Here is a 24,391-nt window from a genome sequence, read left to right as displayed (position 1 = left end):
TTTCTCGCTATTTTAGATTTTAATGCCAGACCCATGGCCCTCTCGGCTGACGGCTAATAATGCAAATGACTCTTGGTCACTCTTTCCCGAAATACCCAATAGGTCCAGCCTTGGTAGATTAAGACAATGGGAACCATGGTGAGGGCGATGATCGCCATTATTTTTAAGGTATAGGGGCTGGAGGAAGCATTATAAATGGTTAGACTCCAGGCCGGGTCCAGACTGGAAACCATGACCCTGGGAAACAGTCCCCAAAACATTGAAATTGTAAAGAAAACAATGGTCAAACCGTTAAAGATAAAGGCCCAACCCTCTCTTCCTTTACGCAGGACCAGCAATGCCGCCACCATAAATAGGGCCGACAATAGGAATGCACTGCTGGCACCTGGCTTGGCAAAAAGATCGGTTTTATAATGGGTCAGGACCGCCAGCCCCAATAGCACAGGAATAGCGGATAGACCTACTTTAACGGCTGCGGCATGTGCCCGCTGCCGAACCTGGCCACTTGTTTTAAGAGAGAGAAAAAGGGCACCATGCAGTGTAAATATCAGCAAAGTTGTTAGCCCGCCCACTAGGGTGTAGGGGCTGAGTAAGTCAAAGAAACTACCGACATACTGCATTTTACCATCAATGGGAACACCCTGCAGTAAATTAGTAATCGCTACGCCCCATAACAGTGCTGAAACAATACTGCCCAAAAAGATCATCCAATCCCAAAATTTTCGCCAGACCGGATTGGTGTCGCTGCTGCGAAATTCAAAGGCCACACCCCTTAGAATCAGGGCTACCAGAATTAAAAATAAGGCTAAATAAAAACCACTGAATAAAGTAGCATACCAGTTGGGAAAGGCTGCAAAGGAAGCTCCGCCGGCTGTAAGCAACCAAACTTCATTGCCATCCCAAACCGGACCGATGCTGTTAATGACAATTCGTCTTTCGTCATCGTTCTTTCCTAGAAAGGGTAACAGGATGCCCACCCCGTAATCAAAGCCCTCTAGAAAGAAGAAACCGATAAATAAGACTGTAACTAGAATAAACCATAGGATATTTAGGTCCATAGGGACACCCCCTTATCGGTTATATCTAATTTAGTCTGAACAGGTTGTTCAGGTCCTTGCTTGATGAATTTCACAATCAGATACAGGGCCGCCAGGGCTAAGACTCCATAAATTAACGTAAAACCAATTAAGGTGATGAGAATTTCCCCGGCAGAGACGGATGATGACACTCCATTTTCTACCTTTTGCAATCCATAGACAACCCAGGGTTGACGGCCTGCCTCGGTCATATACCAGCCGGTGGAGTTAGCCAGGTAGGGTAAGGGAATGGACCAAAGCAGTGCCTTTAAAACCATTGGTTTAGACTCCAGGGTTCCCCGCCGCCAGAAATATAAGCTTACTAAGGCAACAAAGACCATCAGAGTACCAGCCCCAACCATAATACGAAAACTCCAAAAGATGGGGGTAACCGGCGGTATGTAATTGCCCGGTCCGTACTGAACCTCTGCCTCTGCTTGCAATTCCTTTAACCCCTTGACCTCGCCGCTAAAGGTATTATAAGACATAAAACTTAACATTTTAGGAACGGCGATTTCAAAGGAATTCGTTTGGTTTTTCTCATCCACCACCGCCACCGCTACGAAGGGTGCCGGGTCAGCGGTTTCCCAGTGGGCCTCTGCTGCGGCCATCTTCATGGGTTGGGTTTTGACCAAATATTGTCCCTGCATGTGACCGACGGTGGTTACCAAAAACACGCTGATCAGGCCAAATATTAAGCCAATTTTGAAAGAGCGGCGAAAAATCTCTAAATCCCTTTTCTTCAATAAATAATAGGCACTGATCCCCATGACAAAAAATGCTCCGGTGACATAGCCACCTAAAACAGTATGAGGATACTGGTAAAAAATATGGGGATTGGTAATTAAGGCCAAGAAATCGGTCATCTCCGCTCTGCCATTACGCAGGGCATAACCCACCGGTGCCTGCATAAAGGAGTTGGCAATTAAAATCCACAGGGCCGATATACTACTGCCAATGGCCACCACCCAAATACTTAGGGCATGAAGTTTCTTAGGAAGCTTATCCCAGCCAAAAATCCAAATGCCGATAAAGGTAGATTCCAGAAAGAAGGCTAACAGTGCCTCAATGGCCAACGGTGCACCAAAAATATCACCCACAAACCGAGAATACTCTGACCAGTTCATACCAAAATGAAATTCCTGAACGATGCCTGTGACTACACCCATGGCAAAGTTGATGAGAAAAAGTTTCCCCCAAAACTTTGTCATCTTCTTATAGGTTTCATCGCCCGTGCGAACATACATGGTTTGCATAATGGCCACCAGCACGGAAAGTCCCAGAGTCAAAGGTACAAATAGAAAGTGGTAAATTGTTGTTATACCAAATTGCCACCTGGCCAGTAATAATTCATTCACGCTCACATCACCCCTGTTTTAGCGATCAGCCGCCAGCCATCCGCCTTCAGCTTTTTATCCTTCATCAGTTAGCCTTTGTGAATATGGTTCCCGGTCTAAACTAAAAAGGGATGACTGATAACCAACCGCATCTTGTTTTAATTTCTATTATAGTAAGAAGCCTTTGTATTGAAATAATTTTCCCGCTAATTTCATTCTTTTGTAAGCTACATTCAAGGTATTGTTTATAAAAGAACAAAGGGACAGGTCATTTGTCCCTTGTCCCTTTTATTTAAGTGTAACCACCGTCGCACCGCTACCGCCTTCGCCGGTTTCGCCAAGTCGGAAGGACTTAACTCTGGGGTGGTTTTTTAATTCTCTTTGGACGGCTGCCCGCAGGGCGCCGGTTCCTTTGCCGTGGATCAGTATAACGGAACTTAGACCGGCTAGGAAGGCGTCGTCCAGGTATTTTTCAATATCCAACATTGCTTCATCGGCAGTCATGCCCCTGAGGTCAAGGCTGGTTCCAATATGTTGGGCCTTATCCATCAATACCTGGCCTACTTTGCTTTGACCGGAGGTAACGGTAACTTCCTTTACCTTGCGCAATTCTCTAAGAGGTACAACCAGCTTCATGATACCCACCTGTACCTGGACATTGCTGCCAGACACACCAACCACATAGGCCTTTTGGTTGTACTTAGGCAGAAAGACTTCCTCGCCTGGTTTAACCTCCTTGGGTATCTCGCCGCTTCCGGTACGCTGCGGAGCCTTGGACGCCACTTTGTTTGTCACCTGCTGCAGCTTACTGCGGGCCTGGTGGATTGCTTCTTCCCGGTTCTTGGCCCCCGCCTCGGCTAAGCGTGACCTCAGCTCCTTCACCGTTTCTTCAGCCTCCAACCGAGACTGGCGAACCAAGCGGCTGGCCTCTTCATGGGCCTTTTCCAGGATGGTCTCTTTCTTTGCCCTCAGTTCTTGCTCCAAGGCACGGTATCTCTCTTTAAGTTGCTCGCTTTCCCTTCTCAAAGCAGTGGCTTCTTCCCGTTCCTTTTCAGCCACCTGTTGGGTTTTTTCCAGCTTGGAGATTAACTCAGCCACCTCTACCTGCTCCGTGGTGAGAAAATTTCTGGCACTTTCAATAATCCCCTGCCTCAGTCCCAGCCGGGCAGATATTTCAAAAGCATTGCTGCGGCCGGGACGACCAATCAATAAACGGTAGGTGGGCCGTAGGGTTTCCACATCAAATTCCACGCTGGCATTTTCTACCCCCGGGGTTGTATAGGCATAATTCTTCAGTTCACTATAATGAGTGGTGGCCACGGTACAGGCACCCCGTCGATGCAGTTCCTCCAAAATTGCCCTGGCCAGAGCCGCCCCTTCGGTGGGATCCGTGCCGGCACCCAACTCATCCATCAGCACCAGCGAGCCCTCTCCGGCTTGCTCTAAAATCCGGACTAGATTCGTCATGTGGGAGGAAAAAGTACTTAGGGACTGTTCGATACTTTGTTCATCCCCAATATCAGCAAAGACCTGGTTAAAAATACCCATCTCAGTACCTGCCTCTGCCGGTATATGCAGACCAGCCTGGGTCATGAGGGTAAATAAACCCACGGTCTTTAACGTCACTGTTTTACCACCGGTATTCGGTCCGGTAATGACCAGGGTTTTAAAATGCTTCCCTAAAGAGATGGTAGCCGGTACCGCATCACCAGGCAGCAAAGGGTGCCGACCCTTGATGATATCAATAACCGTGCCATCCACAATCTTGGGGCTCCAAGCATTTAGTTTGAGGCTGTAACGGGCCTTAGCCAGGATAAAATCCAGTTCCCCTAAGGCACCTAAGGCAATGGAAATATCCTCATGCACCGCACTGACAGCCTGGGAAAGCTGACTTAAAATCCTAAGTATTTCTTGTTTTTCTGCAGCCATCAACTGACGCACCTGGTTGTTGGCTTCTACCACCGCCATTGGCTCCACAAAAAGGGTCGCACCACTGGCGGATTGGTCATGCACAATGCCGGGTATTTGATTGCGATATTCTTGCTTTACCGGCACCACATAACGATCACCTCGGATGGTGATAATGGGATCTTGCAGGTATTTTTGATTTTCACTGGCCCGAATAAGGTTTTCCATCCGTTCCCTGACCTTGTTTTGGGAGCGTTGGATACCACGACGAAGCTGCAATAACTCCGGCGATGCATCATCCGCAATTTCCCCACCTGGTAATATGGAGGTTAGAATATCCTTCTCCAGTTGAGCTTGGTTGGTCAAGCCTTCTGCCAACTCTGACAAAAGAGGATAGATGTCCATTCTCTCACTAAAGAACTTCTTAATATGCCGTGAAGCTGCCAAAGTCTCACCCACGGCAAATAACTCCTCGGCTGAAAGTACAGCAAAGCGGGAAGCCCTGATTAAAGCTTGCCTAATATCATGCCAGCCGCTTAGCTCAGCCAGAGGTTCTAGCCTTAAAAGTTCTCGGCCTTCACTGGTTTCCGCCTGCCAACGCTTAATATCCAAAATATTTGTACTGGGAACTAATTCTTCAACCTTCTGTTTGCCAAGTTCGGATTGGGCATGGGCAGCTAATCGTTCTAGGACCTTATTAAATTCCAACCGCTTAATTGTTCGTTCCATCCAGTAAACTCCTTAATTAAATGACTCCTCTAAAATAATGACCTTTGGTAATGCCCGCTTGACTAAGATGCTCCAAATCTTCCTTCGCTTCCTTGTCTTTGCGTTCATCTTTCAGACCATGTTTAAACCGCTCGATGGCCTTGTGGTAATGGTTTACCGTTCTGGCCACGTAGCCGTGATCTTCTTTCTTGGCCTCGATGCGTAGCACAGACACTCCCGCTGACAGGAGAGTAAATACATCCTCAATGACACACAAATCCTTGGCATTAAACAGATGCATCCGGCAGTACGGATCTACCTCCAGGGGAAATATTAAACCCAGCCGATCCTTTAAACCACATCTCTGACGATTACAGGGACCGGAACATTTATTGGACAAGGTTAGGCCACCTAATACACTGCCAACTGGGCAGTGACGGGTATTCATCAGGGGCAAAGCCCCCTGTACTAAAACCTCCAGGGGTAAAGGGGTTGTTTTAGCTATCTCCTGGACCTGTTTCATGGTTAACTCCGGAGACAGTGTTAACCTTTGAACCCCTTGTTCCCGGTAGTAATGGATCGCTGCTGAATTAAAGCCATTGAGCGTAAAATCTCCGATCACAGGTTTGTTGGTATATTCTTTAATAATCTTTAACAAACCAAGATTACCCACCAAAATTCCAGCCAGGGGCAATTCCGAAACTCGCTCCAGCAGGGCAGTGAACCTTTTTAAATCATGATCATGCAGGATACGGGGAGAATTTAAGAACAGTGCTACCCCATTTTTGTGGCAAAATTCCAAACCAGCCTTGATATCCCTTTCGGTAATAACACCCTTGGAGCGATAGCTCTCCCCGCCAAAATAGACGATATTCGCTCCATAGCTGACAGCAGCTTCCAGCGAGGTGAGATCCGTAACATTGACAGCCAGCAGCGGACTGGGTTTCGGAGGTTCTGTTTGTTTCAGAACTTTCAGGGCGCCCCCCAGGCGTTCCCGAAAGAGGTGCTCTGCCACACCGGGACGACGCTGGGCCTTTGCTCTTTTTTGTTCCAGATCCGTTAATACCCTGCGGCGCAGTTCGTTGATCTCACGCATGGGCAGCATAACGCTTTCCGCCAGATCTACCTCTAGCTCCCCTAAGGCGAAGGGAGTATTTCCTAAACGGTCAAGCTGCTCCAACAAAAACTCCCTGGTCAAGGGACGTTTGATGGCCTCCTGACAGGCTTCGTCACTGTAGCCCTCCGAGGCAAAGCCTTGATTGTCCAGTACACTTAGGTGCATGGGTTCATTGACCCTGGCTCTAATTGAAAAATGCAAGGGAATTTTTCGTGTTTCTCTCGTGGAGGTAAAGGTCTCCCTGGCACTTTCCATAAGCTCAGCGTCATGGGTTTTAAAAACACGATCACCGATATGTATCTTCCCCGGTATCGCTAATCCCACCAGGGTACCTGCCTGGGCAGCCTCAATCTGTTTGCCGTTAACTAGAATATTATTTACTTCCACACCGCTGCGGCCACCCTCCGTGACCCATACTTCCACACCATCCCCTAAGCGCAGGGGTTCTTCTAAAAGTACTTCTACTGTGTTGTGTTTCTTGTTAAAACCCTTGACTCTCCCCAGACGTACACCGCGGTTGTTGGGACGTTTGTAACTCATTAAATCGATGCCCGGGTTGCCTAAGAAGTAGCCGGGACTGAAGTCACGGTTAAAGATCTGGGCCAAATCCCTGGCCTCTTTTTCCTTAATCTGATAAGTGTCTGCATCCTCAAGGGCACGATCAATCAGGTTGCGGTAGGTGCGGATCACAGTGGCCACATATTCCGGGCGCTTCATACGGCCTTCTATTTTAAAGGAATTAATGCCTGCGGCAATTAGCTGGGGAATCAATTCACTGGTATTGATATCCCGGGGACTCAGCAGGTACTCTCCAATCTTAGAGGGGTCTGCCAAGTTCCTGCCCCGCTCATCTACCAACTGGTATTGCAGCCTGCAGGGTTGAGCACATTTGCCACGGTTGCCGCTGCGACCGCCAATCATACTGGACATTAAGCATTGACCAGAGTAGCAGACACAGAGGGCCCCGTGGACAAAAACCTCCAGGTCAGCTCCGGTTTCTTTTTTTATCTTAGCAATTTCCTCTAACTCCATTTCCCGGGCCAAAACAATGCGGTCAAAGCCGCTTTGCTGCATTAGTTGTACCCCGGGTAAATTATGTACGGTCATTTGGGTACTGGAATGCAGGGAAAGTTCGGGTATGACTTCCCTTGCCAGCCTGGCCAAGCCCAAATCTTGGACGATGACAGCATCCACGCCCGTATTATGCAGGAAATGAAGGAAGCCCAGGGCTTCCTCCAGTTCGTGGTTGGCCAATAGAATATTTACAGTAACATGGATTTTGACCCCGCGAACATGGGCATATTCCACCGCCCGGGCCATTTCTTGATTATCAAAATTGTTTGCAGAGTGCCTGGCGTTAAACAATTTACCACCTAAATATACTGCATCTGCACCATTTTGTACGGCAGCCACCAGAGCCTCCCAGCTTCCTGCCGGGGCCAGCAGCTCAGGTCCTTGGGTCATTGATGTTCCTCCTATTAAATAGCGGTCAGCCACCCGCTTTCAGTATCTTTGGCGAGGGCCCTGGCCTCCTGTATTTTCATCCGTGATTTGCAACGATCGCCTATGAACGCTTAACACGGATTAGTCCTGAACAGGTTAGTATCTCCACACCCCGCTGCTCAATCATATCTAATATCAGATTCATGCCCAGGGAATCGCTGGCCATATGACCTGCAATAATGACGTTAACGTGGTTTTTCTCTGCTTCTTTACGATGCTTTTCGCTGATATGCATAACCACCAGGGTGCCGACACCGGCAACGGACAGTTTACTATAGGCATCCTCGGAGCCACTGGTGCCGCCGGTCATGTCCACAAATACTTTACCGGCACTGCGTTTCCTGGAACCTACCACAATGGTGGGTCCTGCTCCGGTTTTAACCGCTGCAGCATATTCGGGAATCTCCTTTAAGACCTTGACAATGTCACCCAGGGTTTCACAGTTATTTTCATCAATTTTCTTTTGCACATACTCCGTAACCATGTTGTCCGCCGGTGTATGGCAGCACATTAAGGGTATATCCAGTAATCTTGCCGCATCTACGGCTCGATTGTGGTTAACGGGCATCAGACCTCGGCGAACTTCGCCAATACGGCCAGCCATAATTCCTTCGGCCACATTCACCGGCACTCCTAATTGGGCCAGCAAGTCTTCCTGTAAATGCATAACATCATATAGACCGGCCATGGCCTTTCCCTCCGGGTGGTGGGCCATAATCAGGTCGATTTTTTTACCCTTTTCTGCCAGCCTATCAGCCAGTATGACCTCTCCCACTTCCATGTCGATGCCAACTAAAATTCGCTTGACTTCCCGGTCCAACTCACCAAAAAGGACCCTGGTATCGGAATATGGGTTAAAGATCCGATCTTGATCAATTTCTTTTCTTTCGTCTTCTTTTAATTCATCAATTTTTTTCTTTTCTTTAGCCAATTGCTTTTGTACCACTTCGATACCCCGTGGGTCATGATCAATCCCCATTTTAAGAATAAGATTATAAATCTCTTGTAATTTCAAATACACCTACTCCTCTCTTTTTGGCCTTTAGCTATTTCTTCGAAATAAACTTACTTCCCCGAATATAAAAGCGCAGCGGCAGGTCTGCCCCTTCCTTAATGCCTATGCGTGTGGTGATATAGATATCCGGTGGTGGCTCCGGGGAGTCCGCGATAAATAAAGGGCCTGTGGTAAGGTCCACTTTATTGTGCTCTTTGGTAATACCAAAGGCCTGGACCAACCTGGCCGGTCCGCCGCATAATTCATGGAGCCTGTCTCTGCCCCTGCGTTGCCTCATCCGTTCCAACCCCTCCAGGGGTTCCAAGGCCCGAATAAGCACCGCTTCCCCCACCCCTTCGGCAGCAGCAACAACATTAAAACAATAATGCATACCGTACGTGAAGTAAACATAGGCATGACCCGGCGGGCCAAATATCGCACTGTTCCGGGGTGTCATACCCCGGAAACCGTGGCAGGCCGGGTCCCCCTGCAGGTAGGCCTCCGTTTCCACAATTCTGCCCACCGTAACCCCTTCCGGGCTGCGGTGAACCAATAGGGTTCCCAATAGTTCCTTTGCTACCAGGGTAGTATCCCTGGCATAAAATTCTCTTGGCAACGGTTGCATTTAATGCAGCACCTTTCGCAAATCTTCTAAGTTTAAGGTATTAATGACATCCTGTGGCTCCAGCCCAGCCCTGCGGGCCACGGCTACGCCATAGACCATGTCATCCAGACGCATAAGATCATGGGCATCTGTATTAATGCTTAGTTTAACTCCTAAATCCTTGGCCTGCTTGGCATAAACCTCGTTGATATCCAATCGATCCGGCGCAGAATTGATTTCTAAAATGGTTTGGGTCTTGGCAGCAGTTTCTAACAGTTCCTCCACATCTACGTCATAGGGCTCCCTTCTGCCTATCAGCCGGCCTGTCATATGAGCAATGATATCCACCTGCTCATTTTCCATGGCTTTGCTGATGCGGCGGGTAATTTCCTTTTTGCTCTGTCTAAAACCAGTGTGAATAGAACCAATAACCACATCCATTTGCTCCAGGATTTCGTCTGGGTAGTCCAATTCACCATTTGGTAAAATATCCATTTCCACGCCGGTGAGCAGGGTAAAATCCTCTCGTTTTTTATTTTGTTCCCGAATAATCTGGTGCTGCTGTGCCAGTCTAGTGGGGTCAAGTCCATTGGCAATTTTTAAAGACTGTGAGTGGTCTGTAATGGCAGCATAGGAATACCCCTTTTCTCGACACCTTTTTATGATATCCGCTATCTCCAGAGCAGAATCGCTCCAATTGGTATGTATATGAAGATCTCCCTTGATATCGGAAACCTCGATCAAGGATGGCAGACTTCCCTTAAGGGCTGCCTCCACTTCGCCGGAGCCCTTTCTAAGTTCTGGCGGAATATACTTCATACCCAGGGCCTGATAAAGATCTTCCTCATTGTTAATCCCCAGGAAATCCCCCTGTTCGGTACGAAGGCCATGATGATTAAGCTGCAGCCCAATACTGTCTGCAATTTCCTGTAACCTGGCATAGTGGTCCTTGGACCCAGTACTGCGATGCAATGTAAAAATAAATTCCTTTGGCGATACCACCTGCAAATCCACCGAAAGCCCCCACCAAGTGGACAAACGAATGCGATTGCTTTGCCGTTCAATTACTTCTTTCATCCTCGGGTGGCTGGCAAGGGCTGTCAATAATGGTGCCGGGTCTTCCGCAGCGGCCACAAGATCCAGATCGCCAACTGTTTCCTGCCAACGTCTGGTGCTGCCAGCCATCTCCACCCCAAGGGTGCCAGGTATTTTTTTGAGAAAATCAATTAACTCTGCCGCTAGCTCCCTGGACACCGAAAGGCGGATTCTACCCTGCCGGTTGCGAACCATCTCAATGCCGTTTAAAATATCCCACTCTAGCTTTGCGCTGAAGCCCTTTAGTTTACGTACCTGTCGGTTTTCAACTGCCTGTTTTAGTCCCTCTAAATCAGTTATACCCAGTTCCTGATAAAGGATTCTGGCTCGGTTAGAACCGATCCCCGGCAATTGTTTTATTTCCAAAACCCCCCGGGGAATTGCCCGTAATAACTCTTGGTGTTTCTTTAATTTACCTGTTTTAAGTATTTCCTTAATTTTTTCTTCTATGACCTTACCCACGCCGGGAATTTTCGTTAATAATCTTCGGCGATGTATTTCCTCAATAGGTTCCTCCAAACTTGCCATTGCCTCCGCCACCCGACGGTAGGCCCTTATTTTATAAAAATCCTCCCCCTGAATTTCCAACAGGTCAGCCAGCTCAGTAAAAATCCAGGCGATTTCTATGTTTTGCATAAAAACGCTCCGTTTCTTTGCTATTACCATATTTGGTCCACTTATACTATTCCCCAAATCTTAGGCCAAAAATAAAACTCATGATCTGGTCATGAGTTACTAAGGTTTGCTTTTTCCGGATCCATCATTTGCAAGAGGTTGTCATACTGTTCCTGAAGCTTTAGAAGTTCATCGACCAGATTAACAACCGTCAATACAGCTACTTTATTGGGAGAAAGTACAGGGTTTCTGTGACTTACCTCCATCATCTTTTTGTTCACTAATTTGGCGACAGTTTGCATATATTCTGGGGATTCATGCCCTTTTAAGGTGTAGTACTCACCAAATATTTCTACCTCCACCTTGCTTGGCTGCTTAGACATTTTTGACCCCCCTATTACCTTTGCTGATTGTTTATTCGCTGTTTTCTAGCAAATCCCTTCAGCTTTTTGCATTTTGCATAATAAATAGAAAAAATGACCGTAGGATGTGGGCCTTTGGTCTCAGGGACAAATTGTCCCAAAAGGGAGTGTCGCAAGCGACACTCCCTTTTATGAGGGTCTTATTTTCTTAGTTCTGCTCCGGTCTGAGCAGCCAGTGATTTGATAATCCGCTGCATTTTATCGTTGATTTCCTCGTCCGTTAAGGTTCTGTCCAGGGCTTGGAACTTCATGGCGAAGGCTACACTCTTATAGCCCTCGGGCACCTGACTACCTTGATAGATATCAAAGATTTCTGTTTCTTGCAGTAAGCTTCCGGCTGCCTTTTGAATAATGGCTAGCATATCGGCAGCTAAAACTTCCTGCTGCACCAAAACAGCCAAGTCACGTTCTACTATGGGAAATTTAGGTAAACCGTGATATTGTTTTACCGGTCGGTTGGTTTGGGCCAGAGCCTGTAAATCCAGCTTCATAGCCACAGCCCTACCCGGTAATTCATAGTTTTCGATTACATTGGGGTGGAGTTCTCCCACTACCCCTAATATTTGACCATTCGCTTCAATCTTGGCACAACGTCCGGGATGGAAGCTGGGGTCTTGATGGCGGCTAAAGGTAATATTTTGAACTCCCAGGCCTTCCAATAATTGTTCCACTACACCCTTCATGAAGAAGAAATCCATGGGGCGAGCGGGTTGATTCCAAATTTTTTGCGTATTCCCATAGGCCACTGCCGCCAGTACAGGTACCTCTTCGGGCAGAGGCTGCCCTTCCTGGGGATAAAACACCCGTGAAATTTCAAAGATGGCTCCACTTTGAGCCCGTCGATTAAGATTTTTCTGCAGTGCCTCCAACAGACTGGGAACCAACACTGTCCTCATCACAGATTGTTCTTCACTAAGGGGATTCTGCAATTTCATAGCATTTCTAAATTTACTATCCTGGGGTAAATTCATTAAATCAAAGACCCTGGGATGAACAAAGCTATAGGTAACAACTTCATAGAAACCGCAGGAAATCATAATGTTGCGGATGTCCCAGTTCATTTGCTGTTCCGGTGTACGTACCCCCTGGGTGGAGGCGCCAAAGGGCAAGGTCTCAGGAATCTGATTAAAACCATGCATTCTAGCTACTTCTTCGATTAAATCCCACTCACCAAAAATATCCGGCCTGAAGGTAGGAACCGTAACCAGTAAGTCATCCCCCTGCTCTTGCACCCTAAATTGCAAACTTTCCATGATTCTAAAAATCTCTTGTTTGGGAATTTCCACTCCCAACACCCAATTGACCCGGCTGGGTCTTAGCAAGATCGTTTTTTCGGCGATGGGATTGGGGAATTGGTCAATGGTACCGGCAACAATTGATCCCCCGGCCAATTGTTGAATTAATTGCACTGCCCTGTCTGCAACCCTGCGGCAACCGTTAACATCGATGCCCTTTTCAAACCGTACTGAGGATTCCGAACGCAGTCCCAGGGCTTTGGAAGTGCGCCTTACATTAATGGGGTGAAAATAAGCAGACTCAATGAGCAGGTTTACTGTGGCATCTGTAACCTCACTGTCCAGACCTCCCATTACCCCAGCCACTGCCACCGGACCACTTGCGTCGGTAATGGCCAGCATCTCTGGATTTAAGGTACGCTCAACACCGTCCAGGGAGACAATTTTTTCATTCTCTTTAGCTCGCCGAACAATAATGTGGTGGTTAGCCAGTTTATCATAGTCAAAGGCATGCAGTGGTTGACCCATTTCCAACATCACATAGTTGGTTACATCCACCACATTGCTAATGGGTCTCACGCCGGCTGCTCTCAGTCGATTTTGCAGCCAAATGGGTGAGGCTCCCACCTTGATGCCTTTAATCACACGGCCAACGTAACGGCGGCACAAATCAGGATCTTCGATCTCAATTTTCGCCAGGTCATTTATATTTTCTTGGTTTTCTTCTACCTTGGGCACCGGAATTTTCAGTTCAGTATTTAATAGGGCTGCCACATCACGGGCAACACCGATCATGCTCAGGGCATCGCCTCGGTTAGGGGTGAGGTCTAATTCCAGCACGGAATCATATAAACCTAAAACCTCTTTCGCATCCAAACCGATCGTTACATCCTCCGGCAAAATCAAAATGCCATTGGCCATGTCCGAAGACATGAGTTTGCTTTCCATCCCTAGTTCTTGGCCGGAACAGAGCATCCCTCTGGACTCCACACCTCTAAGTTTAGAACGTTTAATCTGCAATCCCTTCGCCAATTTGGCCCCTTCCAAGGCAACTGGAATGATATGGCCGTCCCCTACGTTGGTGGCACCGGTAACAATTTGCAAGGCTTCCCCCTGACCAACGTCCACCTGGCAAACCACCAGCTTATCCGCATTGGGGTGTCTTTCTATTTTTTCAATTCGCCCGGTAACAACATTTTCAATTTCAGCACCCAGTTCTTCCACCACATCAACCGCCAGGCCAGATAGGGTTAGTTTATCTGCCAATTCCCGGGGTGAAATCTGGATGTCAACATAATCTTTAAGCCACTGGTATGAAACTCGCATGTATCTTAAAACCTCCCGAATCTAAAATTGTGCCAGAAATCGCAAATCGTTATCAAATAACAACCGGAGATCGTCGATGCCGTACTTCAACATGGCAATTCGCTCAACCCCCATGCCAAAGGCAAAACCTGTCACTTCCTCGGGATTGTAGCCGGACATCTCTAAGACCCTGGGGTGCACCATGCCTGAGCCAAGAATTTCCAGCCAGCCACTTCCCTTACAAACCCTGCAGCCGCTGCCCTTACAATTGAAGCAAGAGATATCCACCTCTGCACTGGGCTCGGTAAAGGGAAAATAACTGGGACGCAGCCGGGTCTTGGTTTCTGGTCCAAACATTTGCTTAGCAAAGGTAGCTAAGATACCTTTAAGATCCGCAAAGGTAATATGCTGATCAACGACCAAACCCTCTACCTGGTGAAACATGGGGGAGTGGGTGGCATCATCATCCCGCCGATAGACACGGCCAGGGCAAATAATTTTAATGGGCACCTGGGGCACCATTTTTTCCATTGTTCTGGCCTGTACCGGAGAGGTATGTGTTCTTAAGAGAACCTCCGGATTAATGAAGAAGGTGTCTTGCATATCCCTGGCCGGATGGTCCTTGGGTAAATTTAACGCTTCAAAGTTGTAATAATCCAGTTCTATTTCAGGCCCTTCAGCAATTTTGAAGCCCAGGCCCATAAAAATATTTTCTATTTCCTGCATGACTTGGGTTAGGGGGTGCAACCTGCCCAGGCCAAACCGATTGCCTGGCAAGGTAATGTCGATGGTTTCAGCAGCCAGCATTTTTTCCTTTTGTGCTTCCTTAACCTGGTTATTTCTTTCTTCCAGGGCTTTTTCAATGGCCACCCTTACTTCATTGGCCACCTGTCCTAGCTTCGGCCTTTCTTCTGCAGATAAAGCACCCATACCCCGTAAAACTTGTGTTACTTCCCCTTTTTTACCAAGGTACTTAACACGAATATCATTTAGTTCCTCTGGGGTATGGGCAGCCCCCAGGGCCGTCAATGCCTCCTGGGATAAATTTCTTAATTTTTGCTCCATGATGCTCCTCCTGTAAAAATAGATAAAATAAAAAACCGCCCCTAATAAAAGGGACGGATCATCTCCGTGGTACCACCCAAATTGTTCTAGAAAAGAACCTCTTAGAGGATAAAATAATATTTATCCGCTTCTGATAACGGTAGAAGTACCGGCGCAACCTACTAGTATGTAATACGTTCAGACCGCAGCTCAGGGGTGAACTTTCCGGAGTTTTTCTTTAAAAGGGCTTCCAGTCATGACCCTTTCTCCCTGTAAAGAAAAATCTACATACTTTTCCCCGTCATAGCAGTAGTATATTAGTGTAGAACCAGCCGGCGATAATTAATATATGCTGTAACCGAACCGGTTGCTTCGAACAGGCTCCAAAAAAATTCGGCGGTTAGCAACACGCAACCACAACCTTTCATCCTTTTTTGGGGACCTTTCGACACTGATTATACCATATGGCTCTAAGCAAAACAAGAAAGTTTACTGAATTTTATACCTTTGCCTTACCGCTTCATAAAGCATGATGGCGGTGGCGGTGGCTACATTTAAGGATTCGGCATGACCCGGCATGGGTATGGTTACTTTCTGATGCTTATGGTCAAGGATAGCTTCCCTGGGCCCAGACCCTTCATTGCCCACCACAAGGCCCACCGGTCCCTGAAGATTTGCCTGAAAGATTGGTATGCCACCCACCGGCTCACCCACCAGTAAAGTGACCCCCAGGGAGGTTAGATAAGCCAAAGCCCCCTCTGCATCCTCTGCTTGCACCACTGGCAGGTGGAACAAGGAACCCATGGTGGAACGCAGTGTTTTAGGGTTGTATAAATCCACCGTCCCCTTCAACAAAACAACCCCGTTGGCTGCCGCAGCATCTGAGGAACGGATAATGGTACCTAGGTTTCCCGGGTCCTGCACCCCGTCCACAATCACCACCAGTGGCTGCTGCCCCCTCTTAACCACATCCCCCAAGGCATAATCCGGTTGCCAAAGCACTGCCAGCACCCCCTGGGGAGTTTCTGTATCGGTCAACTCTCCCATGATACTTTCAGATACCTCAAGGGTTTCTACTCCCTTGTCCCTGGCCTGCTTCAGCAACCCTTTCCCTCGTTCCCCCTGCACTCCCTGATCCGTATAAAGCAAATACTCCATTTGCCAATTGCTCGCCAGGGCCTCTTCAACAAAGCGAATGCCTTCCACGCTAAACTTTCTTTCTTTTTGACGGAAATTACGTTGGGATAGTTTTTTTACGTACTTTACCCGTGAATTTTGGCTAGATGTAATCATTGGATCTCCACCGTCTTGGTTTTATACAGCAAAGGCATGGTCCAAAGACCATGCCTTAGTTTATATCACAATTGGGTTTTGGGGCAAGCTTAGGCTAGCTTGGACTTAGCAAGCTCAACCAGTTGGCCGAAGGCCTTGGCATCGTTTACTGCCAAGTCAGCCAGCATTTTACGGTTCACTTCTACATCGGCTTTTTTCAGGCCAGCGATGAAACGGCTGTAGGACAGACCATTCATGCGGGTTGCCGCGTTGATACGAGCAATCCATAGCTTACGGAAGTCACGTTTTTTCTGACGACGGTCTCTGTAGGCATAAGATAAAGCTTTCATAACCGCCTGGTTGGCTACCCTGAACAACTTACTGCGGGAACCTCTATAACCTTTGGCCAGTTTTAAAACCTTTCTGTGTCTATTACGAGAAACCACACTGCTTTTAGCCCGTGGCATGATGATTACCTCCTTTTACTTAAAAAATCAACTATTAATAGGGCAGCAGTCTTCTAAGTTGAACTGCATCGGATTCATGAACGATAGAAGACTTGCGCAGATTACGCTTACGTTTGGCGGACTTTTTACCAAGAATGTGGCTTTTAAAAGCGTGCCAACCACGAATTTTTCCAGTGGCAGTTTTCTTAAATCTCTTAGCAGCCCCACGGTGGGTTTTAATTTTAGGCATTTAGGGCAACTCCTTTCTAATCCTGCTTCTCAATTTTTGGTGCTAAGATCATAATCATATTTTTACCTTCAAGTTTAGCGTGTCTTTCCACAATGCAAATATCCTTAAGGTCTTTGGCCAAACGTTCCAGCAGAATTCTTCCCAGTTCGGTATGAACAATTTCTCTGCCCCGGAACATAATCGTAACCTTGACTTTATCGCCATCTTTCAGAAAGCGTTCAGCGTTCTTAGATTTTACTGAATAGTCATGATCTTCAATGCGGGGCCGCAGCTTAACCTCTTTAATCTGAATAATCCGCTGCTTTTTCTTTGTTTCCTTATCCCGCTTGCTTTGCTCATATTTGAATTTACCATAATCCATAATACGGCAAACCGGCGGTTTGGCCTGGGCAGCAACCTCCACCAAATCCAACTGTTTTTCCTCTGCCAAACGCAGGGCTTCTTTTACAGGCATAATGCCCAGTTGGTTGTTGTCAGCGTCTACTACCCGTACTTCACGTGCTCTGATTTCCTCATTAATGCGTTGCTCTTGTTTGGAAATATATATTCACCTCCAGATTTTAAGTTAAAACAAAAACAAAAAGCGGGTGATAAACACCCGCTTATAGACACAACTATAAAATAAATTTGTGTTAGATGACCCTACGAACCATCGTTGTAAGGTGAGAAGCGGGATGCCTCTACTTGCTAAATATATTGAGTTCAACAGATGAAATTGTACCATAGCCTGCCTATGGAGTCAAGGCTTTCCCTTTGATAATTAGAAAAGCTTGGTTCGTTTATGCCCTTAAGGGTGCGCCAGCCTATAGCGCACCCTAAGGGCACAAGCGAGCCTTAGCTTTTCTTATACGATCATCCTTAAAATCTTATTCTTTCTGATCGTGTTAGAAAATAGCCCTGGTATGGATGTCCTCCACAATCTTTTTAATAAATTCATCAACGGCTACGGCCCCAACATCTCCCTTGCCGCGCTGCCGCAGGGCCACCGTTCCCTGCTCCATTTCCCGATCTCCGATGACCAGCATATAGGGGATTTTTTGGGTCTGGGCTTCTCGAACCTTATAATTAATTTTTTCATTCCTGGCATCCAGTTCCACCCGAACATCCAGAGCATCTAGTTTCTTGACCAATTCCCTGGCATATTCATGGTGCTTGTCGGTAATTGGCAATACTTTAACCTGTATCGGGGCCAACCAAACCGGGAAGGCTCCTGCAAAGTGCTCCGTGAGGATGCCGATAAAACGTTCAATGCTGCCGAAAACAACCCTATGAATCATGACCGGGCGGTGCTTTTGACCATCTTCACCAACATAGTTAAGATCAAATTTTTCCGGCATTTGGAAGTCCAACTGAATGGTACCACACTGCCAGGTTCTGCCCAGGCTGTCGGTTAGATGGAAGTCAATCTTAGGACCATAAAATGCCCCGTCACCCTCATTTACTTTGTAATCCATTTTCTTAGCTTCCAGAGCATCCCGCAGGGAGTTTGTTGCTGTTTCCCACATTTCATCGGAACCCATGGATTTCTCGGGGCGAGTCGATAACTCCACATGATAGTTTAAACCAAAGGTATTATAGAAGTAATCAAACAGATCGATGACCCCGATGATTTCCTCCTTAATCTGACTGGGCAGCAGGAAGATGTGCGCATCATCCTGGGTAAAGCAACGCACCCGCATCAGTCCGTGCAAAGCACCGGACAGCTCATGGCGGTGTACCAGACCCAGTTCACCCCAGCGCAGGGGAAGATCGCGATAACTGTGCATTCTAGCTTTGTATACCAGAATACTACCCGGACAGTTCATGGGCTTAACGGCATAATCCCCTTCGTCAATCTTGGTAAAATACATATTTTCCTTGTAATGGGCCCAGTGTCCAGACTGTTCCCAAAGACCGCGATTTAAGATAATGGGCGTACGAATTTCCTGATAGCCACGTCTTTTATGTTCCAGACGCCAGAAATTTTCCAGCTCATTGCGTAAAACCATGCCCTTCGGATGGAAAAAGGGGAACCCTGGACCCTCCTCCTGGATACTAAACAGATCCAGTTCTTGACCTAACTTTCTATGGTCACGCCGCTTCGCTTCCTCTATGCGGAACAGATGCTCATCCAATAATGTCTTTTTAGGGAAGGAGGTGCCATAGATACGCTGCAGCATTTTGTTTTTCTCACTGCCCCGCCAATAGGCTCCGGCAATACTCATTAACTTAAGGCTTTTTAATTTACCGGTGGAAGGAACATGTGGTCCGGCACATAGATCATTAAAATCGCCCTGATGATAGCAGGAGATCACAGCATCCTCTGGCAGGTCCGTAATTAGCTCTACCTTATAAATTTCACCCTGTTTCTTGAAATGCTCCAGAGCTTCTTCCCGGGACAACTCTGCCCTTTGGAAAGGAATATCTTCTTTAATGATGCGATTCATTTCTTCTTCAATCTGCTCTACCTGGGCCGGGGTAAAGGGTTGCTCTACATCAAAGTCATAGTAGTAGCCATCTTGAATGGCCGGGCCAATGGCCAGTTTGGCATTGGGAAATAATCTTTTCACAGCCTGGGCCAATACGTGGGCAGTACTATGCCGATAGACATTTCTTCCCTCTTCATCATTAAAGGTCAATAGTTCTAAGGCGGCGTCTTCATTTAGGGGATGGTCAACATCCACAACCTTGCCATTAACCTTACCGGCCAAGACCTCCCTGGCCAGCCCTTGGCTGATACTTTTAGCAACTCCCATTACTGTACTTCCTACGGGATACTCTCTGACGGAACCGTCCTTAAGTGTTACTTTTATCATGGTGTTTCTCCTTTCGGTAGTAAATATAAAAAACCCCGTCTCTGATTACTCAGGGACGGGGTTATCTCCGCGGTTCCACCCTGGTTGGAGTCATAGACTCCCACCTCAAAGGATGATAACGGTGTCAAACCGGTTTGCTTACTAAGGTTCAGCAAACAGCTCCAAGGTGGTCTTTCAGACAGAGGTATCGGGAAGTACTTGCAGCCTGGGTCTTCCTCTCTGGGCGAACATACTGTCCTACTTTTCCTTATCACAGCACATACTATTTACGGGTTAATTATAGATTTACTGAGCACAAATGTCAAGCAGACAGATAAACCACCGCAACCTGCACAAGACCAATAACGAAACCCAAAACACCACCAATGATTTCGATATGTTTTAGTTCCCGGGAGGCAACGTCTAATATTATTTTCTCCAAATGCCGAATATCATAAGCATTCATTCTATCTTCAACCAGTTGGGCAATTTTAACCTTTTCTGCCACACTTCCTCCGGCCTGATCCACTATTTGCTCGATTACCTGGGGCATTTGTTTATGCAGCATGTCCCCCATCATTTCCAAGATAACGGTTCGAATGGTGACGGGGACCCAAACAGGTATCTTATCTACCACCATATTACGGATGGACTCACTGGCAGTGTCAACAATCCGACCAAGAACCTCCGGGGATTTCATTTGGTTGATCAGGTCCGTTACATTCAGTAGTTCCTTCTCCACCACTTCGCCGATGCTTCTGGCCAACTCCTGCCTTCTTTTGGGAACAACCCCTTGAATTGAAAAGGAACCTATAATATGAATCGGCTCATAGGGTTTAAATATAGCCTTAACGGCAATTAGATTGGTAACCCAACCAATAAAGGCACCAATAATAGGAATTAAAATCATTGACCACCACTGCACCTTACATGACCTCCATTCGTCAATTAACGACATAACTATATCAAAACGCTCGGTAAGGTGCAATAGATTTACAGATTACTCATTTTCCATCGTTGTCACAGCTTGATAAGGTTGCACGATAAAATTCACAGGCAAGTTCGTTCCACCTGCTGGCATCCAATTTATTGTAATCTCATCACTATTCTTGATATCTTCCTTGTAAACAAGAATTCCTTGTTTTACAGTATTCAGGCCAATGGCTGTAGTCTCTGTGGGACCAATAAATCCTGGCTTAACCAACTTCCCATTAATTTTAATACTAGCAGCGGTACCGAAACCACCACCTCGGGAATTAATCACAATTGCCCCAGGCGACTGTAAGTACGGAATTAATTTAAAGCTTGTGTGATACAAAACGCCATAGTTCCCATAGTTCACTACTTTCTTACGATCCACTGCGGAATAGCCTTGTAAGTAGTCCGCCTTTCCCGCTACGCCAACTGCGGTATAAGCCCGTCCATCCAAGCCAATTACATAAGTGTGATAGTAATCGGCTGTATCAAAAGTCCCCCGTAAAATAGTGGGTGCTTTCTCACCTGGGGCGGTTTTTTTGACTAATATGGGCAGGCCCTTGAGCGAAGCTTTTTCATCCGATCTTGTTACAGTGGAGACCTGTACTGTGTCACTGGCCGTTGCGTCGTAGATAAAGTTCACCAATTGATCCTTCTTTAGGCAAACGGGTTCGGCCAAAAATACAGTTTGCCAAGGTCCTATTACCAGGGTTTTATCTACACTTGAATTAAGCCATGACTGCACCGCATCTTTTCCTGCAGCCATATAATTCATAGAAGGCCCGGCAACCGCCATTTTTTCAATTTGCACGGTCACAGGGTGATCATTTTTATTCGTTAATAAAATCGAAAAATACAGAGGCTTTGTAGAACTATTAACATGGTAATCAAAGACCCTGAACCTGCCATTATTTTTAAAGGGATAAATGTTATCCTGGTATGAGATGCCCGGCTTATCAATGTATTCAGGGAAATCGCTAAAGATCAAAGTTCTAGAGCCTTTGGGCTGTTCTGACTTAAATTTATTGGACAGTGTTTTTAAAAATACGGCCGGATTGCCCTCAAAGTTAATGGTGCTTCCTAAATCATGCTGGTTATAATCGATTAAACTGGACGGAGTCTGAATACTGGCATAGGCAGCGTTCATAAAGGCAAAAATTAGCACGATGGTCAGTATGGTTCTTTTCATTTCTTTGTTCATCCTTCATTGTTACTTTTTTAATGTGTTGAATTGTTTTCCAGTTATACCTTTCTATAAGAATCAAATTACTCCTCTTGATTTCGACAAATTTTGTTAACCAAATTTCTCCTTTAAAGTACCTAACGTATCCTACACTTTATAACAATACATTTTATAATAAATTTTCTGCCAAATTATTGATTGAATTTTTATTTATCCATGGTACCATCAAATGTGTTGATCTAAGCAAAAAAACCGCCTGTTGACGGTTTTATTGCTGCTGGTTTTGGCATAATTTACAGCCGGTACATTCATTTACCCTGCCCTCGAAAACATGTTTGATCGTATCGATCGTAGTTTGGGGTTTTAGATGGCTTCCACAATGAAATACTATTTTATTAGGAGCGATGGTAATAAGGGCACTGATAAGTAGGTCTTCATAATTAATTTCATTGTCCATAACATCAAGAATAAAACCCTCTAAAAATTCACTATCAATTGGTTCATGTTTTTGATCAAGAAGTTGGTAGGTACCTTTTCTGTTTAATAAAACATTCACAACATCCACCTTGGTATCTTGGATTTCTACGAAATACTTGAGAAGCTGAATAAATTCTTTATATTCCCTTTCCATCAGAAAATCATCAACAGCCTGATCAACCGTCTCCTTTATCTCGTTAATATAATCTTTCAGGCGAAATCTTACAAAACCATCAATGACCAGGCTGTTATTTTGTTCCAAAAACTCTACCAATCTCTTAATAATAAAATTCTTTCTATCCAAACGTTCCATGCGGCCCGGAAATACCTTTAATCCATTGGCATAATCCTGGGAATACTGGAAAATTGTTTTTTTCTCATCTTCATTAAAGAAAAAATAACTTTCCCGGATAATGTCCAAAATAATTGCCTTTTCCCAGTGGTTTAGAATTAGGTCAGAAATGATGTCTGCTACAAAATGTCTAAACAACTCCTGATCTTCCAGTGGCCCGCCACAGCATATGGTTCCATTGAAATCACAGGATAAAAAGGTGATATTACCGGCTGGTTTTTCGGTAAGCTTTACGATTAGATTGTTATCCTCATTAAATTGAAATTCTTTACCAAGCTTATCTCTCAATAAGTCAATATGCTGGGTGGCTCCAATGGAAAGACATTGACTCATCCCCGCTATCACCCCTTCCTTTACTACTAGTATATGAGAGGCATTTTTTTGTATACTGGTTCAAATTTGGCGAATTTTTAAATATAACTTCTTCTACATGCAGTATCGGCAGAATTCTATGTTGCTATCCCATGTAAAAATTATGGATCAATCCTAACACTGGAGTTATTGAGCATAATTTCTTTTTACTTTAAAAACATAAAAATAGATATAAACATAAGCAAAACAACCACGACTAGGGGCAACCAACCTATTTTACATATTTTTGTTTCTTCACAGACTTTAGCGAGGGTATCAGAATTTGCTTTATTCCATTCACACCTAAAATTTCCGTAATTTTCACTATTCTTTACCAGAAAAGGGGCCTGTTCAATATCAATCGTACAGCTTTTGGGTACAAAGGGAACCGCATCTGATTTTTTGCGCCTTGGTTTTTTATAGGTGGGACCTAAAATATCCGGGGAATTTGGCCGTTCGATATAGCTATATTGCTTAGCCGGTACTTCTGGGGCAAAAGCCATACTTTGATTATCTGGCAGGGAAAGATTATTGGTAATACAACTTTGGTCAACAAAGGGCACCCCCGTTTTTATCATCCTGCGACTCTTGGGTTTTTCTCCAATAATATCGGGAACTGGACCAGGCCAGGCTGGATCGGTATTTACAAAGGTCTGCTTTTTACAAAAAGTTGTTACTGCATGGCTTAGGGAATTTGTGATGCAACTTTCAGAAACAAATCGATTGCAGGGTTTCTTGATGCGCTTTTTATTCGTGGGCAATATGATATCTGGGGCAAGGCCTTCTTGCAAAGAAATGGAATGATTAAAGTCAAGGTTTGGGACCGCAGAGGACTTATGTAAAAGTAAGTCCCTTTTTTTAATAACCCGAGGATTTATCTTATTTCCTTTACTGTTACGTTTTCTTTTTCTAGCCAAAAAGTCACCCCTTTTCTTTTGGCTTTTTAAAAGTATATTAGGTAACTGCACTAAAGATTTTTGTTTTATAAATTTTTGTTAACTCTTTTGGAATTTCTTTTTCCAATTACATCACCTTTTTCTACATTATCCAATATCATGGAAAAAAAGGAAGGTGTTTCTTTATGTTTAAGGAAGTTGAAGAATTAAAACAACTTTGTGAAGCTGAAATCATGTCCCTAAAGCACCAGATAAAAATGATGCAAAATTCCTTTTTTCTACGCTGGAACGCAAAGGCTACCATTCAAGTAGCAGAAGCTAAAGTAGCCAAGATTCAAGAATTATTGGTGAAACTGGAGACACTCTCGGAACAGGTAACACCTGTTGTCATGGACATTAAAGAACTCCTGGGCATTGAACTGCATGGCGTGAAGAAGGGCAAGTAAAAATAT

20 protein-coding genes and 3 other annotated features are annotated in these 24,391 nt (G+C 45.6%); of the genes, 1 reads left to right on the top strand and 19 read right to left on the bottom strand.

Going from position 1 to position 24,391, the window contains the following annotated elements; all coding sequences use genetic code 11:
- Positions 1-53 precede the first annotated feature (53 nt).
- The 19 genes from cydB to AC1U9Z_RS09225 all read right to left on the bottom strand — a co-directional run bounded on the left by cydB (position 54) and on the right by AC1U9Z_RS09225 (position 23,960).
- Positions 54-1,058 (bottom strand): cytochrome d ubiquinol oxidase subunit II, encoded by a 1,005-nt coding sequence (cydB, locus tag AC1U9Z_RS09315; protein ID WP_479957211.1) that lies wholly within the window; start codon positions 1,056-1,058, stop codon positions 54-56.
- Positions 1,049-2,434 (bottom strand): cytochrome ubiquinol oxidase subunit I, encoded by a 1,386-nt coding sequence (locus AC1U9Z_RS09310; protein ID WP_479957208.1) that lies wholly within the window; start codon positions 2,432-2,434, stop codon positions 1,049-1,051. Before AC1U9Z_RS09310 ends, cydB begins: the two co-directional genes overlap by 10 nt.
- 267 nt (positions 2,435-2,701) lie before the next feature.
- A complete protein-coding gene (locus tag AC1U9Z_RS09305; RefSeq protein ID WP_479957206.1) occupies positions 2,702-5,050 on the bottom strand; it encodes an endonuclease MutS2 in 2,349 nt (782 codons plus the stop codon).
- A 16-nt stretch (positions 5,051-5,066) separates the two neighbouring features.
- Positions 5,067-7,610 carry a U32 family peptidase gene (locus AC1U9Z_RS09300; protein ID WP_479957204.1) on the bottom strand — a complete coding sequence of 848 codons (2,544 nt, stop codon included), beginning with the start codon at positions 7,608-7,610 and terminating at the stop codon, positions 5,067-5,069.
- Between the two features lie 100 nt (positions 7,611-7,710).
- Positions 7,711-8,664 carry an NGG1p interacting factor NIF3 gene (locus tag AC1U9Z_RS09295; protein WP_333529496.1) on the bottom strand — a complete coding sequence of 318 codons (954 nt, stop codon included), beginning with the start codon at positions 8,662-8,664 and terminating at the stop codon, positions 7,711-7,713.
- Positions 8,665-8,695: 31 nt separating this feature from the next.
- Positions 8,696-9,268 carry a DNA-3-methyladenine glycosylase gene (locus tag AC1U9Z_RS09290; protein WP_479957202.1) on the bottom strand — a complete coding sequence of 191 codons (573 nt, stop codon included), beginning with the start codon at positions 9,266-9,268 and terminating at the stop codon, positions 8,696-8,698.
- Complete coding sequence (gene polX, locus AC1U9Z_RS09285; RefSeq protein ID WP_479957200.1) at positions 9,269-10,978, bottom strand: DNA polymerase/3'-5' exonuclease PolX; 1,710 nt, start codon at positions 10,976-10,978, stop codon at positions 9,269-9,271.
- Between the two features lie 89 nt (positions 10,979-11,067).
- Positions 11,068-11,340 (bottom strand): cell division protein ZapA, encoded by a 273-nt coding sequence (gene zapA, locus AC1U9Z_RS09280; protein WP_333529493.1) that lies wholly within the window; start codon positions 11,338-11,340, stop codon positions 11,068-11,070.
- A gap of 179 nt (positions 11,341-11,519) precedes the next feature.
- Entirely contained in the window at positions 11,520-13,940 is a 2,421-nt protein-coding gene (pheT, locus tag AC1U9Z_RS09275) for a phenylalanine--tRNA ligase subunit beta (RefSeq protein ID WP_479957197.1), read from the bottom strand.
- A gap of 21 nt (positions 13,941-13,961) precedes the next feature.
- On the bottom strand, positions 13,962-14,984 hold the full coding sequence (gene pheS, locus AC1U9Z_RS09270; protein WP_479957195.1) for a phenylalanine--tRNA ligase subunit alpha: 1,023 nt from the start codon (positions 14,982-14,984) through the stop codon (positions 13,962-13,964).
- Positions 14,985-15,030: 46 nt separating this feature from the next.
- Positions 15,031-15,277, bottom strand: a binding site (T-box leader).
- Between the two features lie 175 nt (positions 15,278-15,452).
- Positions 15,453-16,256 carry a TrmH family RNA methyltransferase gene (locus tag AC1U9Z_RS09265; protein WP_333529490.1) on the bottom strand — a complete coding sequence of 268 codons (804 nt, stop codon included), beginning with the start codon at positions 16,254-16,256 and terminating at the stop codon, positions 15,453-15,455.
- A gap of 89 nt (positions 16,257-16,345) precedes the next feature.
- Positions 16,346-16,702 (bottom strand): 50S ribosomal protein L20, encoded by a 357-nt coding sequence (gene rplT, locus AC1U9Z_RS09260; RefSeq protein ID WP_333529489.1) that lies wholly within the window; start codon positions 16,700-16,702, stop codon positions 16,346-16,348.
- A gap of 34 nt (positions 16,703-16,736) precedes the next feature.
- The gene (gene rpmI, locus AC1U9Z_RS09255) at positions 16,737-16,931 is read right to left on the bottom strand and encodes a 50S ribosomal protein L35 (RefSeq protein WP_479957192.1); all 195 of its coding nucleotides are present in this window, start codon (positions 16,929-16,931) and stop codon (positions 16,737-16,739) included.
- Between the two features lie 16 nt (positions 16,932-16,947).
- A complete protein-coding gene (gene infC / locus AC1U9Z_RS09250; protein WP_333529528.1) occupies positions 16,948-17,478 on the bottom strand; it encodes a translation initiation factor IF-3 in 531 nt (176 codons plus the stop codon).
- A 22-nt stretch (positions 17,479-17,500) separates the two neighbouring features.
- Positions 17,501-17,623 (bottom strand) — a sequence feature (ribosomal protein L20 leader region).
- Between the two features lie 192 nt (positions 17,624-17,815).
- On the bottom strand, positions 17,816-19,726 hold the full coding sequence (gene thrS, locus AC1U9Z_RS09245; protein ID WP_479957190.1) for a threonine--tRNA ligase: 1,911 nt from the start codon (positions 19,724-19,726) through the stop codon (positions 17,816-17,818).
- Positions 19,727-19,774: 48 nt separating this feature from the next.
- Positions 19,775-19,989, bottom strand: a binding site (T-box leader).
- A gap of 38 nt (positions 19,990-20,027) precedes the next feature.
- Entirely contained in the window at positions 20,028-20,630 is a 603-nt protein-coding gene (locus AC1U9Z_RS09240) for a DUF445 domain-containing protein (RefSeq protein ID WP_479957188.1), read from the bottom strand.
- 75 nt (positions 20,631-20,705) lie between these two features.
- On the bottom strand, positions 20,706-21,869 hold the full coding sequence (locus tag AC1U9Z_RS09235; protein WP_479957186.1) for a hypothetical protein: 1,164 nt from the start codon (positions 21,867-21,869) through the stop codon (positions 20,706-20,708).
- Between the two features lie 262 nt (positions 21,870-22,131).
- Positions 22,132-23,025, bottom strand: a complete 894-nt coding sequence (gene ytxC, locus AC1U9Z_RS09230; RefSeq protein WP_333529484.1) for a putative sporulation protein YtxC — start codon at positions 23,023-23,025, stop codon at positions 22,132-22,134.
- A 185-nt stretch (positions 23,026-23,210) separates the two neighbouring features.
- Positions 23,211-23,960 carry a hypothetical protein gene (locus tag AC1U9Z_RS09225; RefSeq protein ID WP_479957182.1) on the bottom strand — a complete coding sequence of 250 codons (750 nt, stop codon included), beginning with the start codon at positions 23,958-23,960 and terminating at the stop codon, positions 23,211-23,213.
- A gap of 164 nt (positions 23,961-24,124) precedes the next feature.
- On the opposite strand from AC1U9Z_RS09225, the gene AC1U9Z_RS09220 reads away from it, so the two are divergent.
- Positions 24,125-24,385, top strand: a complete 261-nt coding sequence (locus AC1U9Z_RS09220) for a hypothetical protein (RefSeq protein WP_479957180.1) — start codon at positions 24,125-24,127, stop codon at positions 24,383-24,385.
- Positions 24,386-24,391 lie beyond the last annotated feature (6 nt).

This window comes from Desulfotomaculum sp. (assembly GCF_982386235.1).
Note: the sequence above shows the minus strand (reverse complement) of the source record. Positions and strands in the feature narration are given on the sequence as shown.